General features: G+C 68.6%; 25 protein-coding genes. 16 read left to right on the top strand and 9 right to left on the bottom strand.

Features of this window, described 5'->3' with window-relative positions:
* Position 1 precedes the first annotated feature (1 nt).
* Genes HGK58_RS02875 through HGK58_RS14005 form a run of 3 tightly spaced genes read left to right on the top strand, consistent with a single transcriptional unit; the run spans position 2 to position 3,638 of the window.
* On the top strand, positions 2–1,051 hold the full coding sequence (locus HGK58_RS02875) for an iron ABC transporter substrate-binding protein (RefSeq protein WP_227411719.1): 1,050 nt from the start codon (positions 2–4) through the stop codon (positions 1,049–1,051).
* A gap of 5 nt (positions 1,052–1,056) precedes the next feature.
* On the top strand, positions 1,057–2,619 hold the full coding sequence (locus HGK58_RS02880) for an ABC transporter permease subunit (protein WP_168626024.1): 1,563 nt from the start codon (positions 1,057–1,059) through the stop codon (positions 2,617–2,619).
* The gene (locus HGK58_RS14005; RefSeq protein WP_168626025.1) at positions 2,616–3,638 is read left to right on the top strand and encodes an ABC transporter ATP-binding protein; all 1,023 of its coding nucleotides are present in this window, start codon (positions 2,616–2,618) and stop codon (positions 3,636–3,638) included. Before HGK58_RS02880 ends, HGK58_RS14005 begins: the two co-directional genes overlap by 4 nt.
* Positions 3,639–3,651: 13 nt before the next feature.
* On the opposite strand, the gene HGK58_RS02890 is transcribed toward HGK58_RS14005, so the two are convergent.
* Both HGK58_RS02890 and HGK58_RS02895 read right to left on the bottom strand, forming a co-directional pair.
* The gene (locus tag HGK58_RS02890; RefSeq protein ID WP_168626026.1) at positions 3,652–4,527 is read right to left on the bottom strand and encodes a bile acid:sodium symporter family protein; all 876 of its coding nucleotides are present in this window, start codon (positions 4,525–4,527) and stop codon (positions 3,652–3,654) included.
* A gap of 39 nt (positions 4,528–4,566) precedes the next feature.
* Positions 4,567–5,016, bottom strand: a complete 450-nt coding sequence (locus HGK58_RS02895) for a MarR family transcriptional regulator (RefSeq protein ID WP_168626027.1) — start codon at positions 5,014–5,016, stop codon at positions 4,567–4,569.
* Between the two features lie 53 nt (positions 5,017–5,069).
* On the opposite strand from HGK58_RS02895, the gene HGK58_RS02900 reads away from it, so the two are divergent.
* Positions 5,070–5,279 carry a hypothetical protein gene (locus HGK58_RS02900; protein WP_168626028.1) on the top strand — a complete coding sequence of 70 codons (210 nt, stop codon included), beginning with the start codon at positions 5,070–5,072 and terminating at the stop codon, positions 5,277–5,279.
* Between the two features lie 81 nt (positions 5,280–5,360).
* On the opposite strand, the gene HGK58_RS02905 is transcribed toward HGK58_RS02900, so the two are convergent.
* From HGK58_RS02905 to nucS, 3 genes are read right to left on the bottom strand one after another with little or no spacing between them, the layout of a single operon-like run.
* Positions 5,361–5,798, bottom strand: a complete 438-nt coding sequence (locus tag HGK58_RS02905) for a hypothetical protein (protein ID WP_168626029.1) — start codon at positions 5,796–5,798, stop codon at positions 5,361–5,363.
* Between the two features lie 10 nt (positions 5,799–5,808).
* On the bottom strand, positions 5,809–6,471 hold the full coding sequence (locus tag HGK58_RS02910) for an HAD hydrolase-like protein (protein ID WP_349236113.1): 663 nt from the start codon (positions 6,469–6,471) through the stop codon (positions 5,809–5,811).
* A gap of 31 nt (positions 6,472–6,502) precedes the next feature.
* Complete coding sequence (gene nucS, locus HGK58_RS02915) at positions 6,503–7,198, bottom strand: endonuclease NucS (RefSeq protein WP_168626030.1); 696 nt, start codon at positions 7,196–7,198, stop codon at positions 6,503–6,505.
* Positions 7,199–7,284: 86 nt separating this feature from the next.
* On the opposite strand from nucS, the gene HGK58_RS02920 reads away from it, so the two are divergent.
* Complete coding sequence (locus HGK58_RS02920; protein WP_168626031.1) at positions 7,285–7,491, top strand: dodecin family protein; 207 nt, start codon at positions 7,285–7,287, stop codon at positions 7,489–7,491.
* Positions 7,492–7,499: 8 nt separating this feature from the next.
* Here the strand turns inward: HGK58_RS02920 and HGK58_RS02925 are convergent, their stop codons facing one another.
* Positions 7,500–8,783 (bottom strand): MATE family efflux transporter, encoded by a 1,284-nt coding sequence (locus HGK58_RS02925; protein ID WP_168626032.1) that lies wholly within the window; start codon positions 8,781–8,783, stop codon positions 7,500–7,502.
* On the opposite strand from HGK58_RS02925, the gene HGK58_RS02930 reads away from it, so the two are divergent.
* The 7 genes from HGK58_RS02930 (at position 8,703) to HGK58_RS02960 (ending at position 13,848) form a co-directional block, all read left to right on the top strand.
* Positions 8,703–8,972 carry a hypothetical protein gene (locus HGK58_RS02930; protein WP_168625521.1) on the top strand — a complete coding sequence of 90 codons (270 nt, stop codon included), beginning with the start codon at positions 8,703–8,705 and terminating at the stop codon, positions 8,970–8,972. The two genes, HGK58_RS02925 and HGK58_RS02930, sit on opposite strands and share 81 nt — an antisense overlap.
* A 9-nt stretch (positions 8,973–8,981) precedes the next feature.
* Entirely contained in the window at positions 8,982–10,934 is a 1,953-nt protein-coding gene (locus tag HGK58_RS02935) for a M13-type metalloendopeptidase (RefSeq protein ID WP_168626033.1), read from the top strand.
* A 14-nt stretch (positions 10,935–10,948) separates the two neighbouring features.
* Entirely contained in the window at positions 10,949–11,860 is a 912-nt protein-coding gene (locus HGK58_RS02940; RefSeq protein WP_227411720.1) for a serine hydrolase, read from the top strand.
* 129 nt (positions 11,861–11,989) lie between these two features.
* Entirely contained in the window at positions 11,990–12,361 is a 372-nt protein-coding gene (locus HGK58_RS02945) for a YtxH domain-containing protein (RefSeq protein WP_168626035.1), read from the top strand.
* 3 nt (positions 12,362–12,364) lie between these two features.
* Positions 12,365–12,763, top strand: coding sequence for a phage holin family protein (locus HGK58_RS02950; RefSeq protein ID WP_168626036.1), 399 nt, complete (start codon positions 12,365–12,367; stop codon positions 12,761–12,763).
* Positions 12,764–12,775: 12 nt separating this feature from the next.
* Positions 12,776–13,003 carry a DUF3618 domain-containing protein gene (locus HGK58_RS02955; RefSeq protein WP_227411721.1) on the top strand — a complete coding sequence of 76 codons (228 nt, stop codon included), beginning with the start codon at positions 12,776–12,778 and terminating at the stop codon, positions 13,001–13,003.
* A 74-nt stretch (positions 13,004–13,077) separates the two neighbouring features.
* The gene (locus HGK58_RS02960) at positions 13,078–13,848 is read left to right on the top strand and encodes a uroporphyrinogen-III synthase (protein WP_168626037.1); all 771 of its coding nucleotides are present in this window, start codon (positions 13,078–13,080) and stop codon (positions 13,846–13,848) included.
* 6 nt (positions 13,849–13,854) lie between these two features.
* On the opposite strand, the gene HGK58_RS02965 is transcribed toward HGK58_RS02960, so the two are convergent.
* The 3 genes from HGK58_RS02965 to HGK58_RS02975 all read right to left on the bottom strand — a co-directional run bounded on the left by HGK58_RS02965 (position 13,855) and on the right by HGK58_RS02975 (position 16,722).
* The gene (locus HGK58_RS02965; protein ID WP_168626038.1) at positions 13,855–14,877 is read right to left on the bottom strand and encodes a 6-phosphofructokinase; all 1,023 of its coding nucleotides are present in this window, start codon (positions 14,875–14,877) and stop codon (positions 13,855–13,857) included.
* A gap of 14 nt (positions 14,878–14,891) precedes the next feature.
* On the bottom strand, positions 14,892–15,107 hold the full coding sequence (locus HGK58_RS02970; RefSeq protein ID WP_168626039.1) for a hypothetical protein: 216 nt from the start codon (positions 15,105–15,107) through the stop codon (positions 14,892–14,894).
* 67 nt (positions 15,108–15,174) lie between these two features.
* Positions 15,175–16,722 (bottom strand): NAD(P)/FAD-dependent oxidoreductase, encoded by a 1,548-nt coding sequence (locus HGK58_RS02975; RefSeq protein ID WP_168626040.1) that lies wholly within the window; start codon positions 16,720–16,722, stop codon positions 15,175–15,177.
* 215 nt (positions 16,723–16,937) lie between these two features.
* On the opposite strand from HGK58_RS02975, the gene HGK58_RS02980 reads away from it, so the two are divergent.
* Genes HGK58_RS02980 through HGK58_RS02995 form a run of 4 tightly spaced genes read left to right on the top strand, consistent with a single transcriptional unit; the run spans position 16,938 to position 23,165 of the window.
* Entirely contained in the window at positions 16,938–18,560 is a 1,623-nt protein-coding gene (locus tag HGK58_RS02980; protein WP_168626041.1) for an Ada metal-binding domain-containing protein, read from the top strand.
* Positions 18,557–19,093: a methylated-DNA--[protein]-cysteine S-methyltransferase gene (locus HGK58_RS02985; RefSeq protein WP_168626042.1), complete on the top strand. Its 537-nt coding sequence runs from the start codon at positions 18,557–18,559 to the stop codon at positions 19,091–19,093. The genes HGK58_RS02980 and HGK58_RS02985 overlap by 4 nt, the downstream gene beginning before the upstream one ends.
* A 47-nt stretch (positions 19,094–19,140) precedes the next feature.
* On the top strand, positions 19,141–22,518 hold the full coding sequence (locus tag HGK58_RS02990) for a proline dehydrogenase family protein (protein WP_168626043.1): 3,378 nt from the start codon (positions 19,141–19,143) through the stop codon (positions 22,516–22,518).
* A gap of 2 nt (positions 22,519–22,520) precedes the next feature.
* Complete coding sequence (locus HGK58_RS02995; RefSeq protein WP_168626044.1) at positions 22,521–23,165, top strand: RNA methyltransferase; 645 nt, start codon at positions 22,521–22,523, stop codon at positions 23,163–23,165.
* Positions 23,166–23,181: the final 16 nt, after the last annotated feature.

The raw sequence follows: 23,181 nt of genomic DNA on the forward strand, positions 1-23,181 counted from the left end.
CTTGAATCGTGCCCGCACCACGTCCCTGGTCGCCCTTGCCGCATCCGCTGCTGTCGTCCTCGCCGGATGCACCGCTACCGCCCCAGAGGCACCGGATGCCTCCACCGAGCCGGTGAGCGACGGAGAGTTCACGCTTTACTCCGGTCGTGACGAGGCACTCATCCAGCCGCTCATCGACCTGTTCGAGGAGCAGAGCGGCATCAGCGTGGACGTGCGCTACGGCAACACCGCCGAGCTGGGCGCGTTGCTGCTCGAGGAGGGCGACCGCACCCCTGCCCAGGTCTTCCTGTCGCAGGATGCCGGCGCCCTCGGTGCCCTCGCGAACGCCGACCTCTTCGCCGAGCTGCCCGCGGACATCACCGAGCGCGTGCCGCAGGGCTTCACCTCGACCGACGGCAGCTGGGTCGGCGTCACCGGCCGCGCGCGGGTCATCGTGTACGACAGCGAGAAGCTCACCGAGGACGAGGTGCCGTCGAGCGTGGACGCGTTCGCCGAGCCGGAGTGGAAGGGTCGCTTCGGTATCGCCCCGACGAACGCGAGCTTCCAGGCGTTCGTGACTGCCTACCGCGTGCTGAAGGGCGAGGAGGCCGCCGACAAGTGGGTAGCCGCCATCGCCGAGAACCAGCCGCAGATCTTCGAGAACAACCGCGCGGTGCTCGCTGCCGTCGACGACGGCGTGATCGAGGCCGGTCTGATCAACCACTACTACTGGTTCCAGCAGGCGGCAGAGGCAGGGGCGGACAACATGCGCGCCCAGCTGTCCTACCCGGAGGCCGGCGACCCGGGCTCGATCGTGAACGTGACCGGCGCCGGGCTGCTCGCCTCCGGTGCTGACGACGCGGACGCGCTCGAGTTCATCGACTTCCTGGTCTCATCGGAGGCGCAGCAGCACTTCGTCGACGAGACGTACGAGTACCCGCTGATCGAGGGCGTCGAGGCGCCCGAGGGACTGCCAGCGCTCGACAGTCTACTCAACCCCGAGCTCGACCTCGCCGACCTGGAGAGCCTCGAGGTCACGCAAGACCTCCTCGCCAAGTACGGCCTGATCTGACGCCAATGAGCGTCATCGGAGTCAGGCGCGCCCGCCGGAGCGGATCGCGGCTGGCTTCGGCACCGCTCGCTCTCGTGCTGCTCGCGGCGGTGTGCGCGCTTGCCGCGGCCATCCCGCTGGTCTACCTGGTGGTGCGCACCGCCGACGCCGGCCTGGCCGTGCTCGTCGACACCCTGCTCCGGGAGCGCGTGCTGCGCCTGGCCGCCAACTCCGTGCTGCTCGCCATCGCGGTAACCGCCAGCTGCCTGGTGCTGGGCATCGCCGTAGCCTGGGTGCTCAGCCGTGTCCGGATGCCGGCGGGCAGGCTCGGCCTGCTGCTGACCGCGCTGCCGCTCGCGGTTCCCTCCTACCTTGCCGCCTACGGCTGGCTGGTCGTGTTCCCGACCCTGAACGGGTTCTTCCCGAGTTGGTTCGTGATGACCGCCGTCTGCACGCCGTATGTCGCATTGCCCGTCGCGGCCGCACTGCGTGGCGCATCCGGCGACCTGGAGGCGGTCGCGCGAACCCTCGGCCGGAACCCGTTCCAGGGTTTCGTTGCGGCCACACTGCCTAGGGTGCGGCCGGCCGCCACCGCCGGGGCGCTGCTGGTGTGCCTGTACACGCTGTCCGACTTCGGCGCCGTATCCATGCTGCGGTTCCAGACGTTGACTTGGGGTATCAACTCCGCGTATGGCGCCAGCTTCGACCGCAACCAGGCCGCCATCCTCGCGCTGTTGCTGGTCGTGCTCGCGCTCATCGTCGTCGCGGGCGAGCGGCGCACACGCGGTCACGTCGTCGCGCCCGCAGCGCGCCCGGTGCCGTTGATCGCACCGCGTCGAGGGTTGCTGCCGGTGTTCGCAGCAATCGTCCTCGCGGCACCGGTCGTCGGAGTGGTGGTGCCCGTCGCCGGTTTGCTGAGTCGGCTGCTCGAGGCCGAGACCATCCGCACGATCGATGTCGGCAGACTGGCCGAGGCGATCGGCACGACCCTGCTGCTGGCCCTGGCCGGTGCTGTTGTCGCGGTCGCGCTGGCGCTGCCGATCGCAGCGCTCGCCGCCCGCTTCCGCGGCCGGCTGGTCAACGCGATCGAGTCGGTCGGCTACCTCGGCCATGCCCTGCCTGGGATCGTCGTCGGCCTCTCGCTCGTCTTCTTCTCGCTCGCGGTGGTGCCAGCGCTCTACCAGACGGTCGTCGTGCTGGTCTTCGCCTACGCGGTGCTGTTCATGCAGAAGGCGATCGGCTCGGCGCGGAGCGGGATCGAGGCGGTGCCGAACGGCCTCATCGCGGTGTCCCGCTCGCTTGGCCTGACCGCGTCGCAGACCTGGTGGCGGGTGACCGCGCGCATGGCCGCGCCCTCCATCGGGGTCGGCGCGCTGCTCGTGGCGATCGCGGTCATGAAAGAATTGCCCGCGACGCTCTTGTTGCGGCCGACCGGAATCTCGACACTCTCGGTGGAGCTCTGGAACCGCACTGAGATCTTCGAGTTCGGGGCAGCTGCACCGTACGCTGCCGCGCTCGTGCTGCTCGCGGCGGTTCCCGCGTTCGTGCTGTCCGGTGTGCGCGGTGTCGCTAAGGAGGAGGAGCTGTGAGCTGGGTCTCGGTCGACGCTCTTCGCGTCGGCTACGGCTCGCAAGTGGTGCTCGATGGTGTCGACCTGACCGTCGAGAAGGGAAGCGTCGTCGCGGTGCTCGGCCCAAGCGGATGCGGCAAGACAACACTGCTGCGCTCAATCGCCGGCCTGCTTCCCGTGACAAGCGGCAGCATCCGGGTCGGGGACCGCGAACTCTCCTCTGCCAGCGTGCGTGTGCCCCCGGAGAAGCGCGGCATCGGCTGGGTCCCCCAGGATGCATCGCTGTTCCCGCACTTGAGCGTTGGCGAGAACATCGGCTTCGGCATCCCGCGCGGCAAGCAGCGAGCAGCGCGCATCGCCGAACTGGCGACCCTGGTCGGGCTCGGCGACTACATCGACCGGTCGCCCGCCCAGCTCTCCGGCGGTCAGGCGCAGCGCGTGTCGCTTGCCAGGGCCCTCGCGCCGCGCCCTGACGTCGTGCTGCTCGACGAGCCGTTCGCCGCGCTCGACCCGATGCTGCGCACCGCGCTGCGTGCCGAGGTCGCCGAACTGCTGCGCGGGCAGGGCTCCACAGCCGTGCTCGTCACCCACGATCAGGAGGAAGCGCTGTCGCTCGCCGACAAGGTCGCGGTCATGATGGGCGGCCGCATCCTGCAGTGGGGCAGCCCGGTCGACGTGTACGAGCAGCCGACCACGCCGTGGGTCGCTAGGTTCGTCGGAGACACCGTCGAATTCGCCGGGGTCTGGCGCGACGGGTTCGCCGAATGCGCGCTCGGCACGATCGAGGCACTCGCGATGGACGGCCTCGCCGCGGGCGAGAGCATCCGTGTCGTGCTGCGCCCGGAGTGGGTGACGCTGGCCCCGGATGGCGCGGACGCGCACGTGGTCGCCGTGTCCTACGCGGGGCACGATGCGCTTGTCACCCTCGAACTGGCATCCGGAGACCGCATGCGCTCCCGCATCGCCGCGCCCGACCTGCCGGCGCCAGGCGACCGGGTCGGCGTGAAGCTGCGCCGCCGCGCGCTGGCTTACCGCTGAGGCTGGCCTACCGCTAGGCCGCGACCGACTCCCGCTCGCTCGAGCGCGCTCGGATGATGAACCCGAAGCCCGCCGCGACGAAGAACATCAGCACGCCATAGACGGCCGCCGGCAGCGACAGCTCTTCGCTGCCGAGGACCGTCTGGGCGATCACAATCGACAACGTCGCATTGTGGATGCCGATCTCGAAGCCGCTCGCGATGGCCTCAGAGCGCCGCACGCCCAGCCATCGCGGCACGAAGTAGCCGACCGTGAGGCTGATGACGCAGAACAGCACCGTGATCAGTGCGAGCGAGCCGATGTGCGTGGCGAGCAATTCGAGGTTCGAGTACACCGCGCCCGCGATGACGACGACCAGGATGACCACGGATGCGATGCGCACCGGCTTGTTCATCGCATCCGCGAACTTCGGTCGCCACCAGCGCACGAGCATGCCGAGCGCGACCGGAAGCAGCACGATCGCGAACACCTCGAGCGCTTTCGAGAACTGCAGGCCGAGCTGGTCGCCGCCGGGCATGAAGAATGCGATCGCGAGATTGGTGATGATGGGCAGCGTCACGACAGCGATGACCGAGTTGACCGCGGTCAAGCTGATGTTCAGCGCGACGTCGCCGCCGAACAGGTGGCTGTACAGGTTCGCGGTGGTGCCGCCAGGGCTTGCCGCGAGCAGCAGCATGCCGACAGCGAGGACCGGTGGCAGCTGGAGTGCGAGCACAAGGCCGAAGCAGATGGCTGGCAGCAGCAGGAGCTGGCAGACCAGCGCGATGATGACGGCTTTCGGATGCTTGCCGACCCTGGCGAAGTCACCGAGGGTGAGGGTGAGGCCGAGCCCGAACATGATGATGCCGAGCGCAACGGGCAGTCCTATGGTGGTCAACGTTGATCCCATGGGCACACCCTATTGGGCGGCATGCGCGAAAGGCGAGAGTCAGTCGTTCGCGGCGGCGATGAGGCGATCGAGGACGATCTTGGCCTGCTCCAGCTGCTCGACGGGCAGGCCGAGCCGTTCCACGATCCTGCCCGGCACTTCGAGCGCTCTGTCGCGCAGCGCAAGGCCATCCGGGGTCAGCGTGACCTCGAGTGCCCGCTCGTCGTGGGCGCTGCGCTGGCGGTGCACGAGCCCGGCCTGCTCGAGGCGTTTGAGCAGCGGCGAGAGGGTTGCCGATTCGAGCGACAGCGCGTCGGCGAGTTCGCTGACCGAGCGCGGGCTCTTCTCCCACAGGGCGAGCATGACGAGGTACTGCGGATGCGTGAGGCCGAGCGGTTCGAGCACCGGGCGGTAGAGACCGATTACGCTGCGCGACGCCACCGCGAGCGCGAAGCACACCTGCCGCTCGAGCGAGAGCGGGTTGGAGTCGAGCGTTGTCGCCTCTGTCACGGAAACTCCTAAATGGCTAGTACACTAATGAATCGTACGCTAAGGATCAGGTGATGGAAGAGCGCAGGTCGTTCCGGTGGGCTAAGCGCCTCAACAGGACCTTTTTTCCGGTATTCGGGCCCGCCCAGCTCAGCCCGTATGGCGAGCCCGACAAGGTGCCGGTCGCGGACCGCAACTGTCCGATGTGCGGCCATGTCATGTCCGCGCACGTGATCGAGCCCGGCGACGTCTACCGGTCGACGAAGCTGCACTGCCCTAGCTAGCCGCGGCTTGCGCGGGTGCATTTGCCACGCGCGGGTCGAATTCGACCAGCGCAAGGAAGGTCGACCCGCGCGAGCGAATTCCTACGGCAGCAGCAGCCAGGTTTCCAGGGAGGCTGGGCACCCCTCGGGGTAGCTGACTGTCAGTCCTTCCCAGAGCTCGCGGGAGGGGCGAACAAACCCGCCATTGGCGAACTCAATGTGGTCGCCGACCGAGAAGGTGAGTGGCCCACCCGTTTCGCCTTCCGGCACGGTGATCTTTCCGTCTGCGTCGATGGAACTGCCGCTCGGAACGGCGAGAATCGTCACTCGATCCTCAAGGTCGAGGTCGACACCGACGCATCCTTCCCCCACGTCGACCACGCGACCGAGCCCGAGGATGTCGTGGCCGCTTTGCTCTGCCTTCTCGTAGGCCGCCACGTGCCAACCGCCGGCGCTCAGCACGTCCACCGGCCCAGCCGTCGCGCATCCGGTCACAGCGAGCAACGCCATCGAGGTCACGACAATGGACAGCGCGCGCATGAACCAGAAGCTACCCCATCAGGAGCGGCAGCAGCTCCGCAGGCGTGTCGACCGCTGTCAGCGCACCCTCTTCCTCGTGCGAGTTGCCGTAACCCCAGCGCACGAAGATCGTTGGCAGGCCGTGCGCGGCGGCACCCTCGACGTCGTAATCACGGTCTCCGACCATGACCGGGTTGCTCAGGTCGGCCTCGATCATCCGGAACCTGGTCAGCGCCTCGGCGATGACGTCCTTCTTCGCGCTGCGGATCTCGTCGATCGACGAGCCGGAGATCACTCGAAAATACTGGGTGAGGTTGGCGTGGTCGAGGATCACGGATGCCGGGAACTCCGGCTTTGAGGTCGCGAGTGCGATCGGGACTCCACGCTCGTGCAGTGTGCGCAGGATCTCCGGCATCCCCGTGAAGATCGGGCTCGTCTGGGCGCCGCGCTCGAGGTAATGGTCGCGGTAAATGGCGAGCGCCTGCGCCGACTCGACGTCGCTCATGCCCGCGCGGTCGCGGAAGGAGTCGAGGATCGGCGGGCCGACCCACTCCAGCAGCTCCTGCTGCGACGGCACCGGGCGCCCGAGCTTCTCGAACATGAAGCCGAGCGAGGCGGTGATTCCCGGCGCGGAATCCGCGATCGTCCCATCGAGGTCGAACAGCACGCAACTCCAGTGATTGTCCATAGCCATCCGAGCCTACTTCCCGCCCGGAGTGAGCGGTTCAGAACAGTCGCGAATGGGAGGTGTCGAGGCCGCGCATCGCGTCGTAGTCGAGCACGAGGCAGCGGATGCCGCGGTCCTCGGCCAGGGTGCGCGCCTGCGGCTTGATCTCCTGGGCGGCGAAGACGCCGGCGACCGGCGACAGCAGCGGGTCGCGGTTCATGAGCTCGAGGTAGCGGGTCAGCTGCTCGACACCGTCGATGTCCCCGCGACGCTTGATCTCGACCGCGACCGACTTGCCCGTCGCATCCGTCGCCAGGATGTCGACAGGGCCGATAGCGGTCATGTACTCGCGACGGACCAGGCGGTGGCCGTCTCCGAGCAGGTCGATCTGCTCGGCCAGCAGCCGCTGCAGGTCGGCCTCGACGCCGTCCTTCTGCAGGCCGGGGTCGATGCCCAGGTCGTGAGATGAGTCGTGCAGTATCTCGTGGATCGAGATCACGAGCATGTCGGAGGTCTTCGCGTTGCGGACCTTCCACACCTCGCGGATGCCGGCCTCCTCATGCTCCGGCTCGGGGTCGAGCACCGAGAAGGTGCACGGCGGGCTCATCCAGTTGAGCGGCTTGTACGACAGCGAGTCGGAGTGAACCAGTACGCTGCCGTCGCTCTTCAGCATGAGCAGGCGGGTCGCGAGCGGGAGGTGTGCGCTGAGACGGCCGGCATAGTCAACTGAGCAACGGGCAACGACGAGACGCACGCGTTAGAGCGTAGCCGACAAGAAAACCCTGCCCGTTCCAAGGTGTGCGGCGTAGTTTCCCTCGAAACCATCAACGAGGAGGAACCATGTCATCCGTCGCACGCGTCACCACCATCACCGCACGCTCCGACTCCAGCTTCGAGGACGCCGTACGCATTGGCGTCGATCGCTCCCACAAGACCCTGCGCAACGTCTCGGGCGCCTGGGTGAAGGAGCAGAAGGTCGAGTGCAACGACGGGCAGATCGTCGCCTGGAGCGTCGTGCTCGAAGTCACCTTCGTGCTCGACGACTAGGAAACCCGTCAGCGGCCGGCGCCGGTGACGATCCAGCGCTCGCCGCGGGAGCGCAGGCCGAGCGTCAGCGCGCGAGCGCCCATGTACCCGAAGCCGAGCGCAGCCCACAGCCAGGGCAGCGTCGCATCCGCCAGCGCGACCCACACCAGCAGCGGCGCGAACATCGCGACGTTCACCAGACCGGTGATGGCCAGGTAGCGCGCGTCGCCGGCGCCGATCAGCACGCCGTCGAGCACGAAGACGTAGCCGGCGAGCGGGATGCCCGCGGCCATCACGAACATGGTGACCATCAGCAGCTGGTGCACCTCACTGTCGCTGGTGAACACCGGTCCGATGATCGGGGCGAGCGCCGCGACGATCAGCCCGAGCGCGGCGCCGTTGACGAAGCCGTGCCAGATCAGGCGCCTGGTGATCGCCTTCACACGCGGCACATCGGATGCGCCGAGGCCGTGCCCGATGAGCGCCTGGCCGGCGATCGCAAGCGCGTCGAGGATGAACGCCAGCGTCGCGAATATCGTCATCGCGATCTGCATGGTCGCGAGCTCGGTCACTCCGAGGCCGGTTGCGACGAACACGGTGGCGAGCATCGCCGCGCGCAGCGCCGCGGTGCGCACGAACAGCCACACCCCGGCACCGGCAGCGCTGCCGATGCCGTCGAGGCCAGGCCGGAGCAGCGCGCCCGACGCGCGCGCCGCGCGGACCGCCATCACGATGTACACCAGCGCCATCGCCCACTGCGCGACGACCGTGCCCGCGGCAGAGCCGGCGACGCCCCAGCCGAAGCCGTAGATGAACAGCGCGTTGAGCACCGCATTGACCGCGAAGCCGGCCGTCGCGACGATGAGCGGCGTCTTGGTGTCCTGCAGTCCGCGCAGCAGTCCGTTGGCGGCGATCACGAGCAGCATGCCCGGGATGCCCCACAACGAGACAGAGAAGTAGGTCTCGGCCGCCACCGACACCTCTTCGCTCGCCCCGAACAGCCGCACCAGCCATCCGGCTGTCGGCAGGCCCACCACGACCAGGGCGACGCCGATGCCGAGGGCGAGCCACATGCCGTCGATGCCGGCGCGGATCGCACCGGCCCGGTCGCCGGAGCCCAGCCGCCGGGCGACCGCCGGCGTCGTCGCGTACGCGAGGAAGATCAGCAGGCCGACCATGGTCTGCAGCACGGCGCTGCCGATCGACAGCCCGGCGAGGGGAACCTCGCCGAGGTGGCCGACCAGGGCGGTGTCGGTGAGCAGGAAGAGCGGTTCGGCCACGAGCGCGCCGAGGGCGGGTACAGCCAACCGCATGATCTCGCGATCGAGGAGGCGGTTTGTGGTGCTGATGGGTCGAGTCTATGGACTCCGCCGACCCTCCACGAAGTCAGGCCGAGCATCCGGAGCCTCACCTGGGGCCTCGACGACTACGTCGCGGCGCTCGCCGAGGCCGCCACCGTCGCACGCCGGCTGACCATTCCGGCAGCGTCCGCTCGCCAATAGGCTGTGAGGATGACCGACGCAGCCCTCACCTCCGGAATCGCACACGACGAACTCGACCCCCAGGTGCGGCCGCAAGACGACCTGTACCGCCACGTGAACGGCAAGTGGATCGAGCGCACCGAGATCCCGTCTGACAAGGCGCGCTACGGCTCCTTCTACCTGCTCGCCGAGGGCGCGGAGCAGGCGGTGCGCGAGATCATCCTGGAAGCGCAGAGTGCCGAGCCCGGCACTGAGGAGCGCAAATTCGGCGACCTGTTCGCGAGCTTCATGAACGAGGGTCGCATCGAGGAGCTCGGCGCCGCCCCGCTTGGCTCGCTGCTCGAGCAGGTGGACGCGGTCGACTCGCTCGAGACTCTGCTGGCGACACTCGGCGTGCTGGAGCGTCAGGGCATGAGCGGCTTCGTGCAGCTCTTCGTCGACAACGACCCCGGCAACCCGGAGCGCTACCTGGTGTTCGTGGAACAGTCGGGGCTCGGGCTGCCCGACGAGTCCTACTACCGCGAAGAGAAGTTCGCGGATGTTCGCCACAAGTACCTCGAGTTCGTCGAGACCATGCTGCGCTTGGCGGGGGTGCAGGATGCGGCTTCGGCGGCGAAGCGCGTCTTCGCCCTGGAAACCGACCTCGCGGTGCACCACTGGGACAACGTGACATCGCGGGACAGCGAGCGGACCTACAACCTGCGCAGCTGGCAAGACCTCGAGGGTCCGAACCTGGACGGCTGGCTCACCGCGCTCGACGCCCCGGAGGGTTCCTTCGACGAGGTCGTCGTGCGCCAGCCGAGCTTCCTGACCGGATTCGGCCGGCTCCTCACCGATGACCGCTTGCAGGCGTGGTCCGACTGGTTGCGCTGGCAGGTCATCCGCTCGAACGCCCCGTACCTGTCCAGCGACTTCGTGCAGGCCAACTTCGATTTCTACGGCAAGACCCTTACCGGAACGCCGGAACTGCGGGACCGCTGGAAGCGCGGCGTCTCGCTCGTCGAAGGCATCATGGGCGAAGCGGTCGGCAGGATCTACGTCGAGCGGCACTTCCCGCCGTCGGCCAAGCACGCCATGGATGAACTTGTCGCGAACCTCATCGAGGCGTACCGCCAGTCGATCCGCGGCCTGTCCTGGATGACCGAGGCAACGCGCATCCGGGCGCTGGAAAAGCTGGAGAAGTTCACGCCGAAGATCGGCTACCCGGTGAAGTGGCGCGACTACTCGAGCCTGCCCATCGATGCCAACGACCTCATCGGGAACGTCCGCGCGGGCAGCGAGTTCGAGTTCCAGCGCGAGCTCGGCAAGATCGGCAAGCCGCTCGACCGTGACGAGTGGTTCATGACCCCGCAGACGGTCAACGCCTACTACAACCCGGGCTTCAACGAGATCGTGTTCCCCGCATCCATCCTGCAGTTCCCGTTCTTCGACGAAACCCGGGATGCGGCGGCGAATTACGGCGGCATCGGCGCGGTGATCGGGCACGAGATCGGGCACGGCTTCGACGACCAGGGCTCCAAGTACGACGGCGACGGACGCCTCACCGACTGGTGGACCGAGGAGGACCGCGCCGCGTTCGAGAAGCTTGCCAGCGCGCTCATCGAGCAGTACAACGACCTCGCCCCGGCGCAGGTGCCGGAGCACAAGGTCAACGGCGCGCTCACCATCGGCGAGAACATCGGTGACCTCGGCGGCCTCGGCATCGCCTGGAAGGCCTACCTCCTATCGCTCGGCGGTGGGGAGCCGCCGGTGATCGACGGGCTCACCGGCGCCGAGCGCTTCTTTCTGTCCTGGGCGCAGATCTGGCAGCTCAAGGCCCGGGACGAGGAGGTCATCCGGCTGCTGGCCATCGACCCGCACTCGCCCAACGAGTTCCGCTGCAACCAGATCATCCGCAACGTCGACGCCTTCTATGAGACATTCTCTGTCACCGAGAGCGATAGGCTGTGGCTCGACCCGAGCGAACGCGTGAGTATTTGGTAGCCACCCGAGATCAGTTGCGCCGCGACAGGATCCGCACGCCGCGGACGCCTCGCCATCGCGGGGCTGGAGGAACGGAAAACTTCTCCAGCAGCTTCACGGCGCTCGGAAATCTGGCCTACGACGGCGCCAAGACCTCGGCGTGCGTCATCGACCTCCGCTCGGGCACGAAACTGTTCTCCGTCGACGACCGGATCGTCCTGCCGACAGCCAGCATCGGCAAGGTGCTCCTGCTCATCGAGGTGTCGGCCCGGCTGACCGCGCGCGATTTCTCCGGCTACGGCATCCTCGACAAGACCCCGCTCGACTCCATCGGCGACTCGGGGGTGTGGCAGCACCTGCAGGCGCCGTCGCTGCCGGTCGCCGACCTCGGAACGCTCATCGGGGCGACAAGCGACAACCTGGCCACCAATGTGCTGCTGCGTCAGGTGGGCCTTGACGCCGTGCGCGCCCGCGCCGAGTCGCTGGGCCTCGCCCGCACGGCGCTGCTGGACATCGTGCGCGACACCCGGGGTCCGGATGACGCGCCGCAGCTCTCCGTGGGGTCGACCGCCGAGCTCGCCTGGCTCTTCGCCGCGCTCGCGCGGGGCCAGATCGTCGACCAGCAGACCAGTCAGCGGGTGATGGGCTGGCTGTCGCTCAACACCGACCTGTCCCTCGTCGCCAGCGCCTTCGGCCTCGACCCGCTGGCGCATCGGGGCGGCACCCACGGCATCCAGCTCGTCAACAAGACCGGCACGGATGTCGGCGTGCGCAGCGACGTCGGCGTGCTGTACGGACCCAGGACGGCCGTCTCCTACGCGGTGACGGTGCAGTTCAAGGACACGTCGCTCGAGGCGCGCCTGCGCACCATCGAGGCCATGCGCGCTGTGGGGACCGACCTGCTCGAGTACGCGTCGGCCAACGTCACACGCAGCCTCTCCAGCTGAGGTGACGATCGGATCGCCGGATCGTCTGAAGTGATTCTGAGAACTCGCCATGTCTGAACGTCTGCTGGTAGCGAGTTGTACGGCCGCCAGTACGCTGGAACCTGCACGCCAACCTGAATGGAGCTAAACATGCGCAGCAAGATCGCACTGCTTGTCGGACTCGGCGTTGGCTACGTGCTCGGCGCCAAGGCCGGACGCGAACGCTACGAGCAGATCAAGGACAAGGCCGAGTCTCTCTGGAATGATCCCCGAGTCCAGAAGCAGGTCAGCAATGTCAGCGATTTCGCCAAGGAGAAGGCGCCAGCGGTCGTCGACTTCGTGAGCGACAACGTGAAGAAGGTTGCACACCGCAAGGGCTCAGAGAGCAAGTCGGGCACCGGAACGACGGGCACGACGGGCACGACGAGCACGACGGGTACGACCGGCACGACGGGTACGACCGGAACGATGGGAACGGGCACCGGCGCGCCCAGTACGCCTGGCACTTCGAAGAGCAAGTAGCGCATGTCGCACACGCTCCCCGAGCCGCCGCGCCGCTCCCTGTTCTCGCTGATCGGGAGCCTCCCGGGGCTTGTCAGCGAACTCATCAAGGCAGAGATCGAACAGGCTAAGGCCGAACTCTCGATCAAGCTGAAGCAGCTCGGCGTCGGCGCGGGCTTCCTCGCGGTCGCCGCCGCCTTCGGGTTCTTCGCCCTCGGCGTGCTTGTTGCCGCCGCCATCCTGGGCCTCGCTGTAGTGCTGCCAGGGTGGGCCGCCGCCCTCATCGTCGCCGGGGTGCTGCTGATCATCATGGCGATCCTCGGGCTGGTGGGCGTGCGGAAGCTGCAACAGGGCAGCCCGCCGACACCGACAGAGACGATGCAAAGCGTGCGACGAGACGTCGACGCCATCAAGGGAGAGTAGGAGCACGCACACATGAGCATGACACCGGCGCACAATCGAGTGACCACAACCCGAGCTGAGCTGACCGAGACGCTCGACGCGATCGAGGACAAGCTGAACATCCCGAAGCAGGCGCGAATGGCGACGGAGCGGGCGAGGGCGTCCTACGAGCGCAACCCGGTGCCGTGGATCATCGGCGCGTCGGCAGCACTCATGGTGGTCGCCGGTCTCGTCGCGTGGGCGATCTTCAGCGACGACTGACACGGCCGAATTTGCTCTAGGGGCGGACCGGGGCAATATGGGAGTGTACGACCGCCCCAAGACCCGAGAGCTGAATGAGCCCCCATCGCAGTAAGAAGCCGCTGAATTCGTGGCGCGTTCTCGTGCCGCGCGGCGGCGAGTGGGGCAACACCCTCGCGGCGAATCTGCGATCGCACGGGGCCAGCCCACTGATCGCGCCGATGGTCAACTTCGCCAGCGCGGAAGACACCGACGCGCTGAATGACGCGATCGCACGCCTGCAGGCGGGAGCCTTCGATTGGCTGATCGTCTCCAGCCCGACGACCGTCGACGTGCTGCACAGTCAGGGCGTCAGCATTCCCGCGAACACCCGGGTGGCCGCGATGGGCGAGACCACCGCATTCGCGTTGCGCCAGGCGGCGTTCCGGGTCGATTTCGTGCCGGAGTATGACCGCTCACCGCGCGGCTTCGTGAAGGAATGGCCCGAGATGGGGTCGGATGCGACGGCGCTCGTCTTCCGATCGGACATCGAGGAGCCGTCGCTCGAGAAGGCGGTCGGCCAGTTGGGGCTGCGCTCCGAGCTGGTGATCGCCTACCGCACCATCGGTGTGCAGGTCGAACCGGATGTCGCGGCGGAGGTCGCGAACGGGGGAGTCAGCGCCATCCTGATCACCTCTGGCAGCGTTGCGCGGCAGGTGAAGGCGCAGCTTGCGCCACTCCCGGAGGGCACGATCGTTGCCGCGATCGGCCCGCGCACGGCGTGGGACTCCCGCACGCTCGGCATCGAGGTGGACCTCATCGCAGAGACCCGCACGCCGGAGGGACTCATCGAGGCGCTGATCGAGCGCGCTCGCGGCCTCGCCTAAGCCAACTCAGCCGAAGAGCGCCATGACCTTCTCGAAACGGTCCTGCGGCACGGTCTTCAACTCGCCAAGAGCCTCCTCGAACGGCACGTCGACGATGTCGATGCCGCGGAGGGCGACCATCCGCCCCCACTTCTTGGCCAGCACCGCGTCGAGGGCAGCCTGACCGAACCTCGTCGCGAGCACGCGATCGTAAGCGCTGGGCGTTCCGCCACGCTGGATGTGGCCGAGCGTCGTCGCGCGCGTCTCGATTCCGGTGCGCTCTTCGATCATCGGCGCAAGCATTTCGCCGATTCCGCCCAGGCGGGGCCGTCCGAACGCGTCAAGTCCGCGTTCCGAGTGCACGTCCGTCATGGTGTCGAGCGCGAAACCCTCGGCGACGGCGACCAAGGGTGCCCTGCCGCGGTCGTGGGCCTTGGTGACCCACTCGCAGATCTGCTCGATCGAGGTCGCCTGCTCGGGGATCAGGATGACGTGCGCGCCGGCCGCGATGCCGGAGTGCAGCGCGATCCAGCCGACGTGCCGTCCCATCACCTCGGCCACCATGCAGCGGCCGTGCGCTTCCCCTGTCGTGCGCAGGCGATCCATCGAGTCGGTTGCGATCTGCACGGCGGTGTCGAAGCCGAATGTGTAGTCGGTGCCACCAAGGTCGTTGTCCACCGTCTTGGGCACACCCACGATCGGCAGACCTTCATCCGACAGCCGCTTGGCGGCCGCCAGGGTGCCTTCTCCGCCGATGACGATGAGCGCGTCGACGCCGGCCTCGGCCATGACCTCGCGGACACGGTCGCCGCCGCCGTACTCGAACGGGTTGGTGCGCGACGTGCCGATGATGGTACCGCCCATTTTGCTGATGCCCATGATCTGGTGGCGGGTCAGCGGGTCATAGTTCTCCTCGACGACGCCCTTCCAGCCATCCCGGAAGCCCACGAAGTCGAGGCCGTGGAGTTGGATGCCCTTGAACACGATTCCGCGGATGACCGCGTTCAGTCCGGGCGCGTCGCCGCCGCTGGTCAGGATGCCGATTGCCATAGAACCATTGTGGTCTACGGTTTTTCGTGAGTCTCGGTGACACCGGTCTCGAACAGGCCCTCATCGGACCCGGCGGTGTCGATCTCGATCTCGCCGCTATCCGGCGGGAGCCCTTCGGTGTCTTCCACCTGGGCGAGGAGCTCGTCGGCGACTTCCTTGGAGTGATCAGGATGCTCGGGGTCCCACGCCGCCGGACCACCCTGATTTGCGAACGGATCAAAACCAGCCATGGCCTTGCTCCTTCCGTTCGCGATCAGGCCATGTTAACCACCTCGCCTGAGGGTGTAAAGCGCGGGATCAGCCGAGCGTCTCGAGCACCGCCATCGCGGCGTTGTGCCCGCCGATGCCGCTGACGGCCCCGCCGCGTTGAGCGCCCGAGCCGCACAGCAGGATGCGTTCGTGGTCCGTCGCCACGCCCCACCGCTGGCCGGGGCTGCCCAGTTCGGCGTCGTCTTCCGCGAACGGCCAGGCGAGCGGGCCGTGGAAGATGTTGCCGCCGGGCATCCCGAGGGCCGCCTCCAGGTCGAGAGTGGTCTTGGTCTCCACGCACGGCCAGCCGTCGGAGTTGGTGAGGAGCACCGACTCGATCGGCTCGGCGAGGACAGAGTCCAGGGACTTCAGCACCGCGTCCTGCAGCTTCACCCGCAACTCGTCGTTGTTCTCAGGGGTCAACAGTCGATCCGGCGTGTGGAGCGCGAACACCGTGAGCGTCTGCGCCCCGCTGGCCTGCAGTTCCGGCGAGAGGATGCTGGGGTCGGTGAGCGAGTGGCAGTAGATCTCGGCGGGCATCGGATCAGGGACGCTGCCCGTGTTGGCGGTGTCGAAGGCGGTCTGCAGCTGGCTGTACAGCTCATTGATGTGGAAGGTGCCGCCGAACGCCGCGCGCGGGTCGATGCTCTCGTCTCGCAGCCGCGGGAGGCGCGACAGCATGAGGTTGACCTTGACCTGCGCGCCCTCGGGGCGATCAACGCTGTTCTCGCCAAGCATCCGGGACAGCACGTACGGTGCGACGTTTGCGAGCACGCGGTCGCCGTGCAGCACGTGCTCGTCGTCGTCGGACCGGTAGCGCACCTCGCCATCCGGCGTGATGGAGATGACCTCGGCGCCGGTGATGATCGTGGCGCCGGCAAGCCGCGCGGCGCGCGCGAGTTCGCCGGTGACCGAGCCCATGCCGCCGACCGGCACATCCCAGTCGCCGGTCTCGTTGCCGATCACGTGGTACAGGAAGCAACGGTTGGCGGCGAGCGTGTCGTCATGCGCCGGCGCGAACGTGCCGATGAGCGCGTCGGTGAGGGCGACGCCGCGCACCAGGTCGCTGTCGAACGACTGCTCGACGACCTCACCGATCGGACGCTCGATGAACGATGACCAGATGCCGTCGTCTCCGACCGCGGCTCGCGCTTCCGAGCGGGTCAACAACGGGTCGCACACCGTCGGGAAGAGCGCACGGGCCAGGCGTCCGGTGCCGCCGTAGAAGTCGTGCCAGCGTTCGATGTCGGATGCCGCCCCGATCGCTGCGAATGAGTCGGCGGTCGCCGTTCTGTCTTCGTTGTCGACGAGCAGCCCGATGTTCTCGCCGGGCACGGGAGTGTACGAGGAGTAGCGTCGCCGCGCGAGCCGGATGTCGAGCCCGAGTTCACGGATGATCCGCTGCGGCAGCAGGCTGACGAGGTACGAGTAGCGGGACAGTCGCGCGTCTACGCCCTCGAACGCGAGCGCCGACACGGCGGCACCACCAGGCTGGCTGAGTCGTTCGAGCACCGTGACGTCGAGTCCGGCCTGGGCGAGGTATGCCGCCGCGGTGAGGCCGTTGTGGCCGCCGCCGACGATGATGATGCGCTGCATGGCTCACGAGCCTAGACGAGACCGCTCCGGTGGATACGGCCGCCCCTAGACAGTCGGCAAGCGTCGCGCGCGGGTCGAACTTCCACGCGCTGGTCAAATTCGACCCGCGGTTGGAAGTTTGACCCGCGCAGGGTAATTGGGCTCGATCGGCAGAGGCAAGGGTGATGTCCGAAAACCGCTAGACACACTGGCCGCGAGCCGCTGTACTGAGTCTCATGAACCCAATCGGCGCGACGGACGACCCGCTGTTCGCGGAACGCTACCGGGCGATCGATGCCCGCGACATCCGGTTCGACGGACAGTTCTTCACCGCTGTGTCTTCGACGGGCATCTACTGCCGGCCGTCGTGCCCTGCGCGCACGCCGAAGCCGCACAACGTCACCTTCTACCTGACGTCCGCGGCGGCGCACGAGGCCGGGTTCCGCGCCTGCAAGCGCTGCCTGCCGGAAGCCACCCCCGGCACGCCGGAGTGGGACATCCGCCGCGACCTGGCCGGCAGGGCCATGCGCCTGATCGCGGACGGTGTCGTCGACAGAGAAGGCGTCGACGGCTTGGCCGCACGGTTGGGCTACACCAGTCGCCACCTCCATCGACTGCTTGTGGCTGAGCTTGGTGCCGGTCCCCTCGCGCTCGCACGAGCGCGGCGGGCGCAGTCGGCCCGAACACTGCTCGTCGGCACAGACCTGCCGGTCGCGCAGGTCGCATTCGCTGCCGGCTTCGGCTCCGTTCGGCAGTTCAACGACACCATCCAGGTGGTCTTTGCCTTCCGGCCCGGCGAGCTGCGGCTCAAGGCTCGAGCGCACCACGCGAGCACTCCGGATGCCGACCAGCCCGTCGATGCGGACGGGACCGTCGCGCCGGTGCGACTTGATGTCGACCTCCCCGTCCGTCAGCCGTTCGACGCCGCGGGGGTATTCCGGTTCCTCGCCGAGCGCGCAGTGGATCAGGTGGAGGTGGCCGACCTCTCCAAGGCAGGCGAGCGCGTGCGCTACGCCCGGACGCTCACGCTTCCCCAAGGCCCGGCCGCCGTCGACATCGTCGCGACCCGCATCGGTCACACCGGATGGCGGGTTCGGGTCGGTCTCGAGCTTGCATCCCTCGCTGACGTCGCCCCCGCCGTGGCTCGAGTCCGCCGCTTGCTGGACCTCGACGCCGACCCGGTCGCCATCGACGCCTCCCTGGGTGCCGACCCTGCGCTCGCTTCGCTTGTCGCCCGTACACCGGGGATCCGCGTGCCGGGTGCTGTTGACCCGCACGAGCTTGTCGTGCGGGCGCTCATCGGACAGCAGATCTCCGTGGGCGCGGCACGCACCCACCTGGGCCGTCTCGCGGCGCACGCCGGCTCGCCGTACGAGTCAGCCATCGCCGGCCTGAGCCGGCTGTTCCCCACCCCGTCGCAGATCGCTGCGGCCGTGCCGCTCCCGGTTGCGGGCGAGAGGCTCGACCCTGATCGGCCTCTGCGCCTGCCCGGCCAGGCCATCCGCGCGGTCGTCGCCACGGCTCAGGCGCTGGCCAGTGGCGAGCTGGACGTCCACGTCGCCGCAGACGCAGACACCCTCCGCAGCCAGCTTGTCGCCCGGCCGCGGATCGGAGCGTGGACCGCGGCCTACATCGCGATGCGCGTGCTCGGCGACCCCGACGCCTGGCTCATCGGCGATGTCGCGCTGGTGGCAGGGGCGAAAGCGATCGGCCTGCTCGACGGAACCGCTCCGACGGCCGCCAGCCACCGGGCACTGGCCCACCGCGCCGAGGCCTGGGCGCCGTGGCGCTCGTACGCTGCGATGCACTTGTGGCGTGCCGCAACCGACGCAGCCGCGGCGAGAAGGAGCGGGCGATGAGGGCACTGACCACCACCGTGAGGACGCCAGATGGCAGCTTCAGCCTGCTGCTGGCCGACGGGAGCATCCTCGCATCCGGCTGGACCGACGATGTCGCCGCTCTCGCCGCACTTGTGCACCCCACCCTCCGACCGGATGAGATCGTGGAGGTGGGTCCGGCCGCACGCGAGCCGCACGTCACTCGCGCGGTCGAAGCGCTCACCGGCTACTACGACGGCGACCTCGCTGCGCCCGGCACCGTCCCGGTTCGCCAACACTCCGGCGGTTTCCGGATGCGCGCCTGGGACGCACTGCGGCAGGTCGCCCCTGGTGAGCGCATCACCTACACCGAGTACGCCCAGCGAGCCGGTCAGCCGGCGGCGGTGCGTGCGGCCGCGGCGGCATGCGCCATGAACGCCGCCGCCCTGTTCGTCCCCTGCCACCGGATCCTGCGCTCCGATGGCGGGCTCGGCGGCTTTCGTTACGGGCTGGCCGTCAAGCAACGCCTGCTGGAACGGGAGACCGACTCGGAACCGGCGCCGACGCTCTTCTAGCCCCACGACCCGGAGCCTCTCAGCTTCTCGGAAGTAGTCTCATTCTCATGCTTTCGAGCGACCACGACGACTCGCTGGCCGGTGAAGCCATCGCGACAGCGCGCCGTTGGCTCACCACGGCAGCAGAGGCACCGGATGCCGCGGCGCGACTCTCCGCACTGCTGGCCGACAATGCGGGCTCGCCCTTCGTCGCCGCCCTCATTGATGGCGTCCTGAGGCCGGATTCCCAGCGCGTTGCCGCGCACACGCTCGGCCACTTGTCACACCGCATCCCTTCGCGGCTTCCGATGGCGCTGCGCCTCGGTTTCGTTGAGGTCTGCGGGTTCGCCCCGTTAAGCCCGCGCGCGTTCGTCCCGCTCGCCAAGTCTCTGGTCATGCGCGTCGTGGGCCACCTCGTGCTGCCCGTCGAGGCCGAACGCAAGCCGGACTGGCTGGACGCGGTTCGCGGCACCGGCGGCATCCGGCCGGTCATCGCGCCAATCCACAGCGACGCGCTCGGCGCTCGGCACGCCGATCGGCAGCTGGCCGAAGTGGGGTCGTTCGTCGACGAGGGCGGGACCGTCTCCTTCCGCCTCGCGGCGGTGCTGCGCTGGTCCGACTGGGACTTCGACCTCGACCGCGCGGTCGACCGCCTGGCGCCGCTGTTCGAACGAGCGGCCGGGCGCGGCACCCGGCTGATCCTCGAGGTGGACCGGTTCCGCGAGCTCGAGCCAACGCTCACGCTGTTCCGCACCCTGCTGGACCGCCCCGCGCTGCAGAGCCTGGACGCGGGAATCACCCTGCCGACGTCGCTGCCCGACTCCTCTCCCGCGCTGCAGCGGCTCACCCAGTGGGCGGCGGCCCGGCGGGCGCGCGGCGGCTCCACGATCACGGTGCGGCTGAGCATCGGAGACCGTGTCGAGGACGAACTGGACGAAGCAATCGTGCACGGCTGGCCCGTTGCGACGTTCGCCAGCCGGGCGGACGCCGAGGCGCACCTGCTGCGCATGCTCGACTGGTCGTGCACCCCGGAGCGCACCGACGCGGTCCGGCTGGTCGTCGCCAGCGACAACCTGTTCGGGCACGCGTTCGCCTGGCGCCTGGCCAGGACGCGAGGCGTGCTGCGCCGGGTCGAGCACGAATTCCGGCTCGGTGTGATGCCCGAACTGGCGGACGCGGTGAAGCGGGACGTCGGAGGCATCCGGCTGTACACGCCCACCGTCCCAGAGGAGAACCCGGGTGTTGCGGCAGGCTACCTGCTGCGGCGCATCCGGGACTTCACCGACCCCGACGCATTCCTGTCCGCCTCGCGTGATGCGGCGCGCCGGGAGCGGCTGTTCGACCGCGAAGTGGACCGCTTCACCGCGGCGTGCGCCTCGATCGGCGATCCAGTCGCCGAGACCTACCGCACTCAGTCCCGGCCGTGGACGACCGACACCGACCCGACCATTCCGGAATCCCGGGACTGGGCACGTGCGGTACTCGAGGAGCCCGTCCCTGCCCCGCCGGTTACGGTCGTCAACGATCCGGATGCCGCGATCGAGGCCGCGCTGCGCGCCGCGGGCGAGTGGGCGGAACGCCGCGGCTCCACCCGGGCCGCGGTGCTCGCGAGCGTCGCCGAAGTCATCTCGGAGGCGCGCGGCGAGCTCATCGCGGTGGCCGTCAGGCACAGCGGCCTGACCTTCGCGGATGCCGACCACGAGGTCTCCCAGGCCGTCGACCTCGCGAACAGGCTCGCGACGCTCGCCGGCGCTCTCACCGACTTCGACAATGCGACGCTCGTGCCGTCCAAGGTCATCGTCGCGGTGACGCCACGACACTCGCCGATCAGCGAACCGGCGAGCCAGCTGCTCTCCGCTCTCGCCGCCGGCGCGGCCGTCATTGTGAAACCCGCACCGGAGACGAGCGCGAGCGTCGCGGCGCTGACCCGGATCATCCTCGACGGCGGCGTCCCGGCAGCGCTCATCACGCTCACCCCGCCGGGGGAGGACGACGACACCCGTCGACTGGTCACCCACCACGCGGTCGACCGCGTGCTGCACCACGGCAGCAGGCACATCGCCAAGCTGTTCCGGTCCTGGCGGCCGGAGCTCCCGCTGGTCGCCGTCACCGGCGGGCGCAATTCGATCATCGTCACCGGCAGCGCCGACATCGAGGCGGCGGTCGCGGATGTCGTCGCGAGCGCATTCCATCACGCCGGACAGTCGCAGGAGGCGGTGGGAACCGTCATCCTCGCCGGTGACGGGCTGGACCGGTTCCGTGACGCGCTGACGGATGCCGTCGCGTCACTGAGCGTCGGCGCGCCGAATGAACTCGCCACCGAGGTCGGTCCGCTGTCGCGGCCGGCACGCGCATCCGTCTACGACCAACTCACGGCGCTCGCCGACGGGGAAAACTGGCTGGTGCGCCCCCGGCAACTCGATGCCGACGGGCTCCGCTGGTCGCCCGGCCTGCGCGACGGCGTGCAGCCCGGCACGGAGTTCCACACGCACGAGCATCGCGCGCCGGTACTCGGGATCGTGTCCGTCGACAATCTCGATGACGCCATCACGGCGCAGAACCTGCCCGGCTTCGGTCTGGTCTTCGGCCTTCAGTCCGGCGACCCGGTCGAGGTGGCCGAGTGGCTGGACCGGGCGGAAGCCGGGGTCCTCGCCGTGAACCGGCCGACGGTGCGCACCGTGCCATCGAAGCAGCCGGCGGCCGGATGGAACCGGTCGGCGATCGGCCCGGTGTGCGCCGAAGGCGGACCCAACCACCTGATTCCGCTCAGCGGATGGCAGGCGGTACCGCAGGAGCCGGGCAGCAGCGTCATCCTGTCCGGCATCAGCGACGACGTGCAGGCACTCATCACGGCGAGCCAGCCGGCGATGACCTTCGACGAGTTCGACTGGGTGCGCGCGGCCGCCCGCAGTGACGAGACGGCGTGGGCGGAGGAGTTCGCGCCGGTCCGCGAGTACTCGGATGCGGTGGACCGGTTCGCGTTCCGTTATCGACCGGTCCCGGTGACCGTCCGCCTGGCCGAGGGCGCGCCCATCGCGCTGCTGGTGCGGGCGCTCGCCGCCGCCACCCGCGCGCACGCCCCGGTCATCGTCAGTTCGCCCGTGCCGCTGCCGAACACACTCATCGCGCACTTCGGGACGGCCGCCTCCATGGTCGTCGAGGCGGTGGTCGAATCGGATGCCCGCTGGCATGCTCGCGTGCAGTCCGGCGGCATCGCGACCGGCCGCATCCGACTCGTCGGCGGCGACGGCCAGGTGCTGCAGCGCGTGCTCGACGGCGCCATCGAGGTGAGTGTGCATGCTCAGCCGGTCACCCCATCCGGGCGCATTGAACTGCTGAGCTTCGTCCGCGAGCAATCGGTGCGGATCGCCAGCCGGCGCTTCGGCTCCGCCTCCGACGTGGCCGCAGTTGCGCTCGGTTCTGCGGAGGCAGCGCCTACCCTGTAGTCGTGCCAACATCCGACCCGAGCCCGCGGGCCACCCACGAATTCTCGACCGCCGGTGTCGGTCCCTGGGTCGGCGAGTGGCCGGTCGACGAGCGCTACGATCCGGAGCTGCTCCAGGGTGGCGATACCCGCAACGTCATCGACCGGTACCGGTATTGGCGGATGGAGGCGATCATCGCCGACCTCGACGAGCGTCGGCATCCGTTCCATGTCGCGATCGAGAACTGGCAGCACGACCTCAACATCGGCTCGATCGTGAGGACCGCGAACGCGTTTGCCGCCGACACCGTGCACATCATCGGCCGCCGACGCTGGAACAAGCGCGGTGCGATGGTGACCGACCGCTACCAGCACGTGATGCACCACCCGGACCTGGCCGCGTTCGGCCAGTGGGCGCGGACGGCTGGCATCCCGATCGTCGCGATCGACAACGTGCCCGGCAGCGTGCCGATCGAGACCTACCGGATCCCGGAACGCTGCGTGCTGCTGTTCGGGCAGGAGGGTCCGGGGCTTTCGGCCGAGGCGCTGAAGGTTGCGCACGTGACGCTGGAAATCACCCAGTTCGGCTCGACCCGGTCGATCAACGCGTCGGCCGCCGCCGCGATCGCCATGCATAGCTGGGTCATGCAGCACGTCCCGTTCGGCTGACGACCCGCGGCATCCT

This window comes from Cryobacterium sp. BB307 (assembly GCF_012274275.1).
Classification (GTDB): Bacteria; Actinomycetota; Actinomycetes; order Actinomycetales; family Microbacteriaceae; genus Terrimesophilobacter.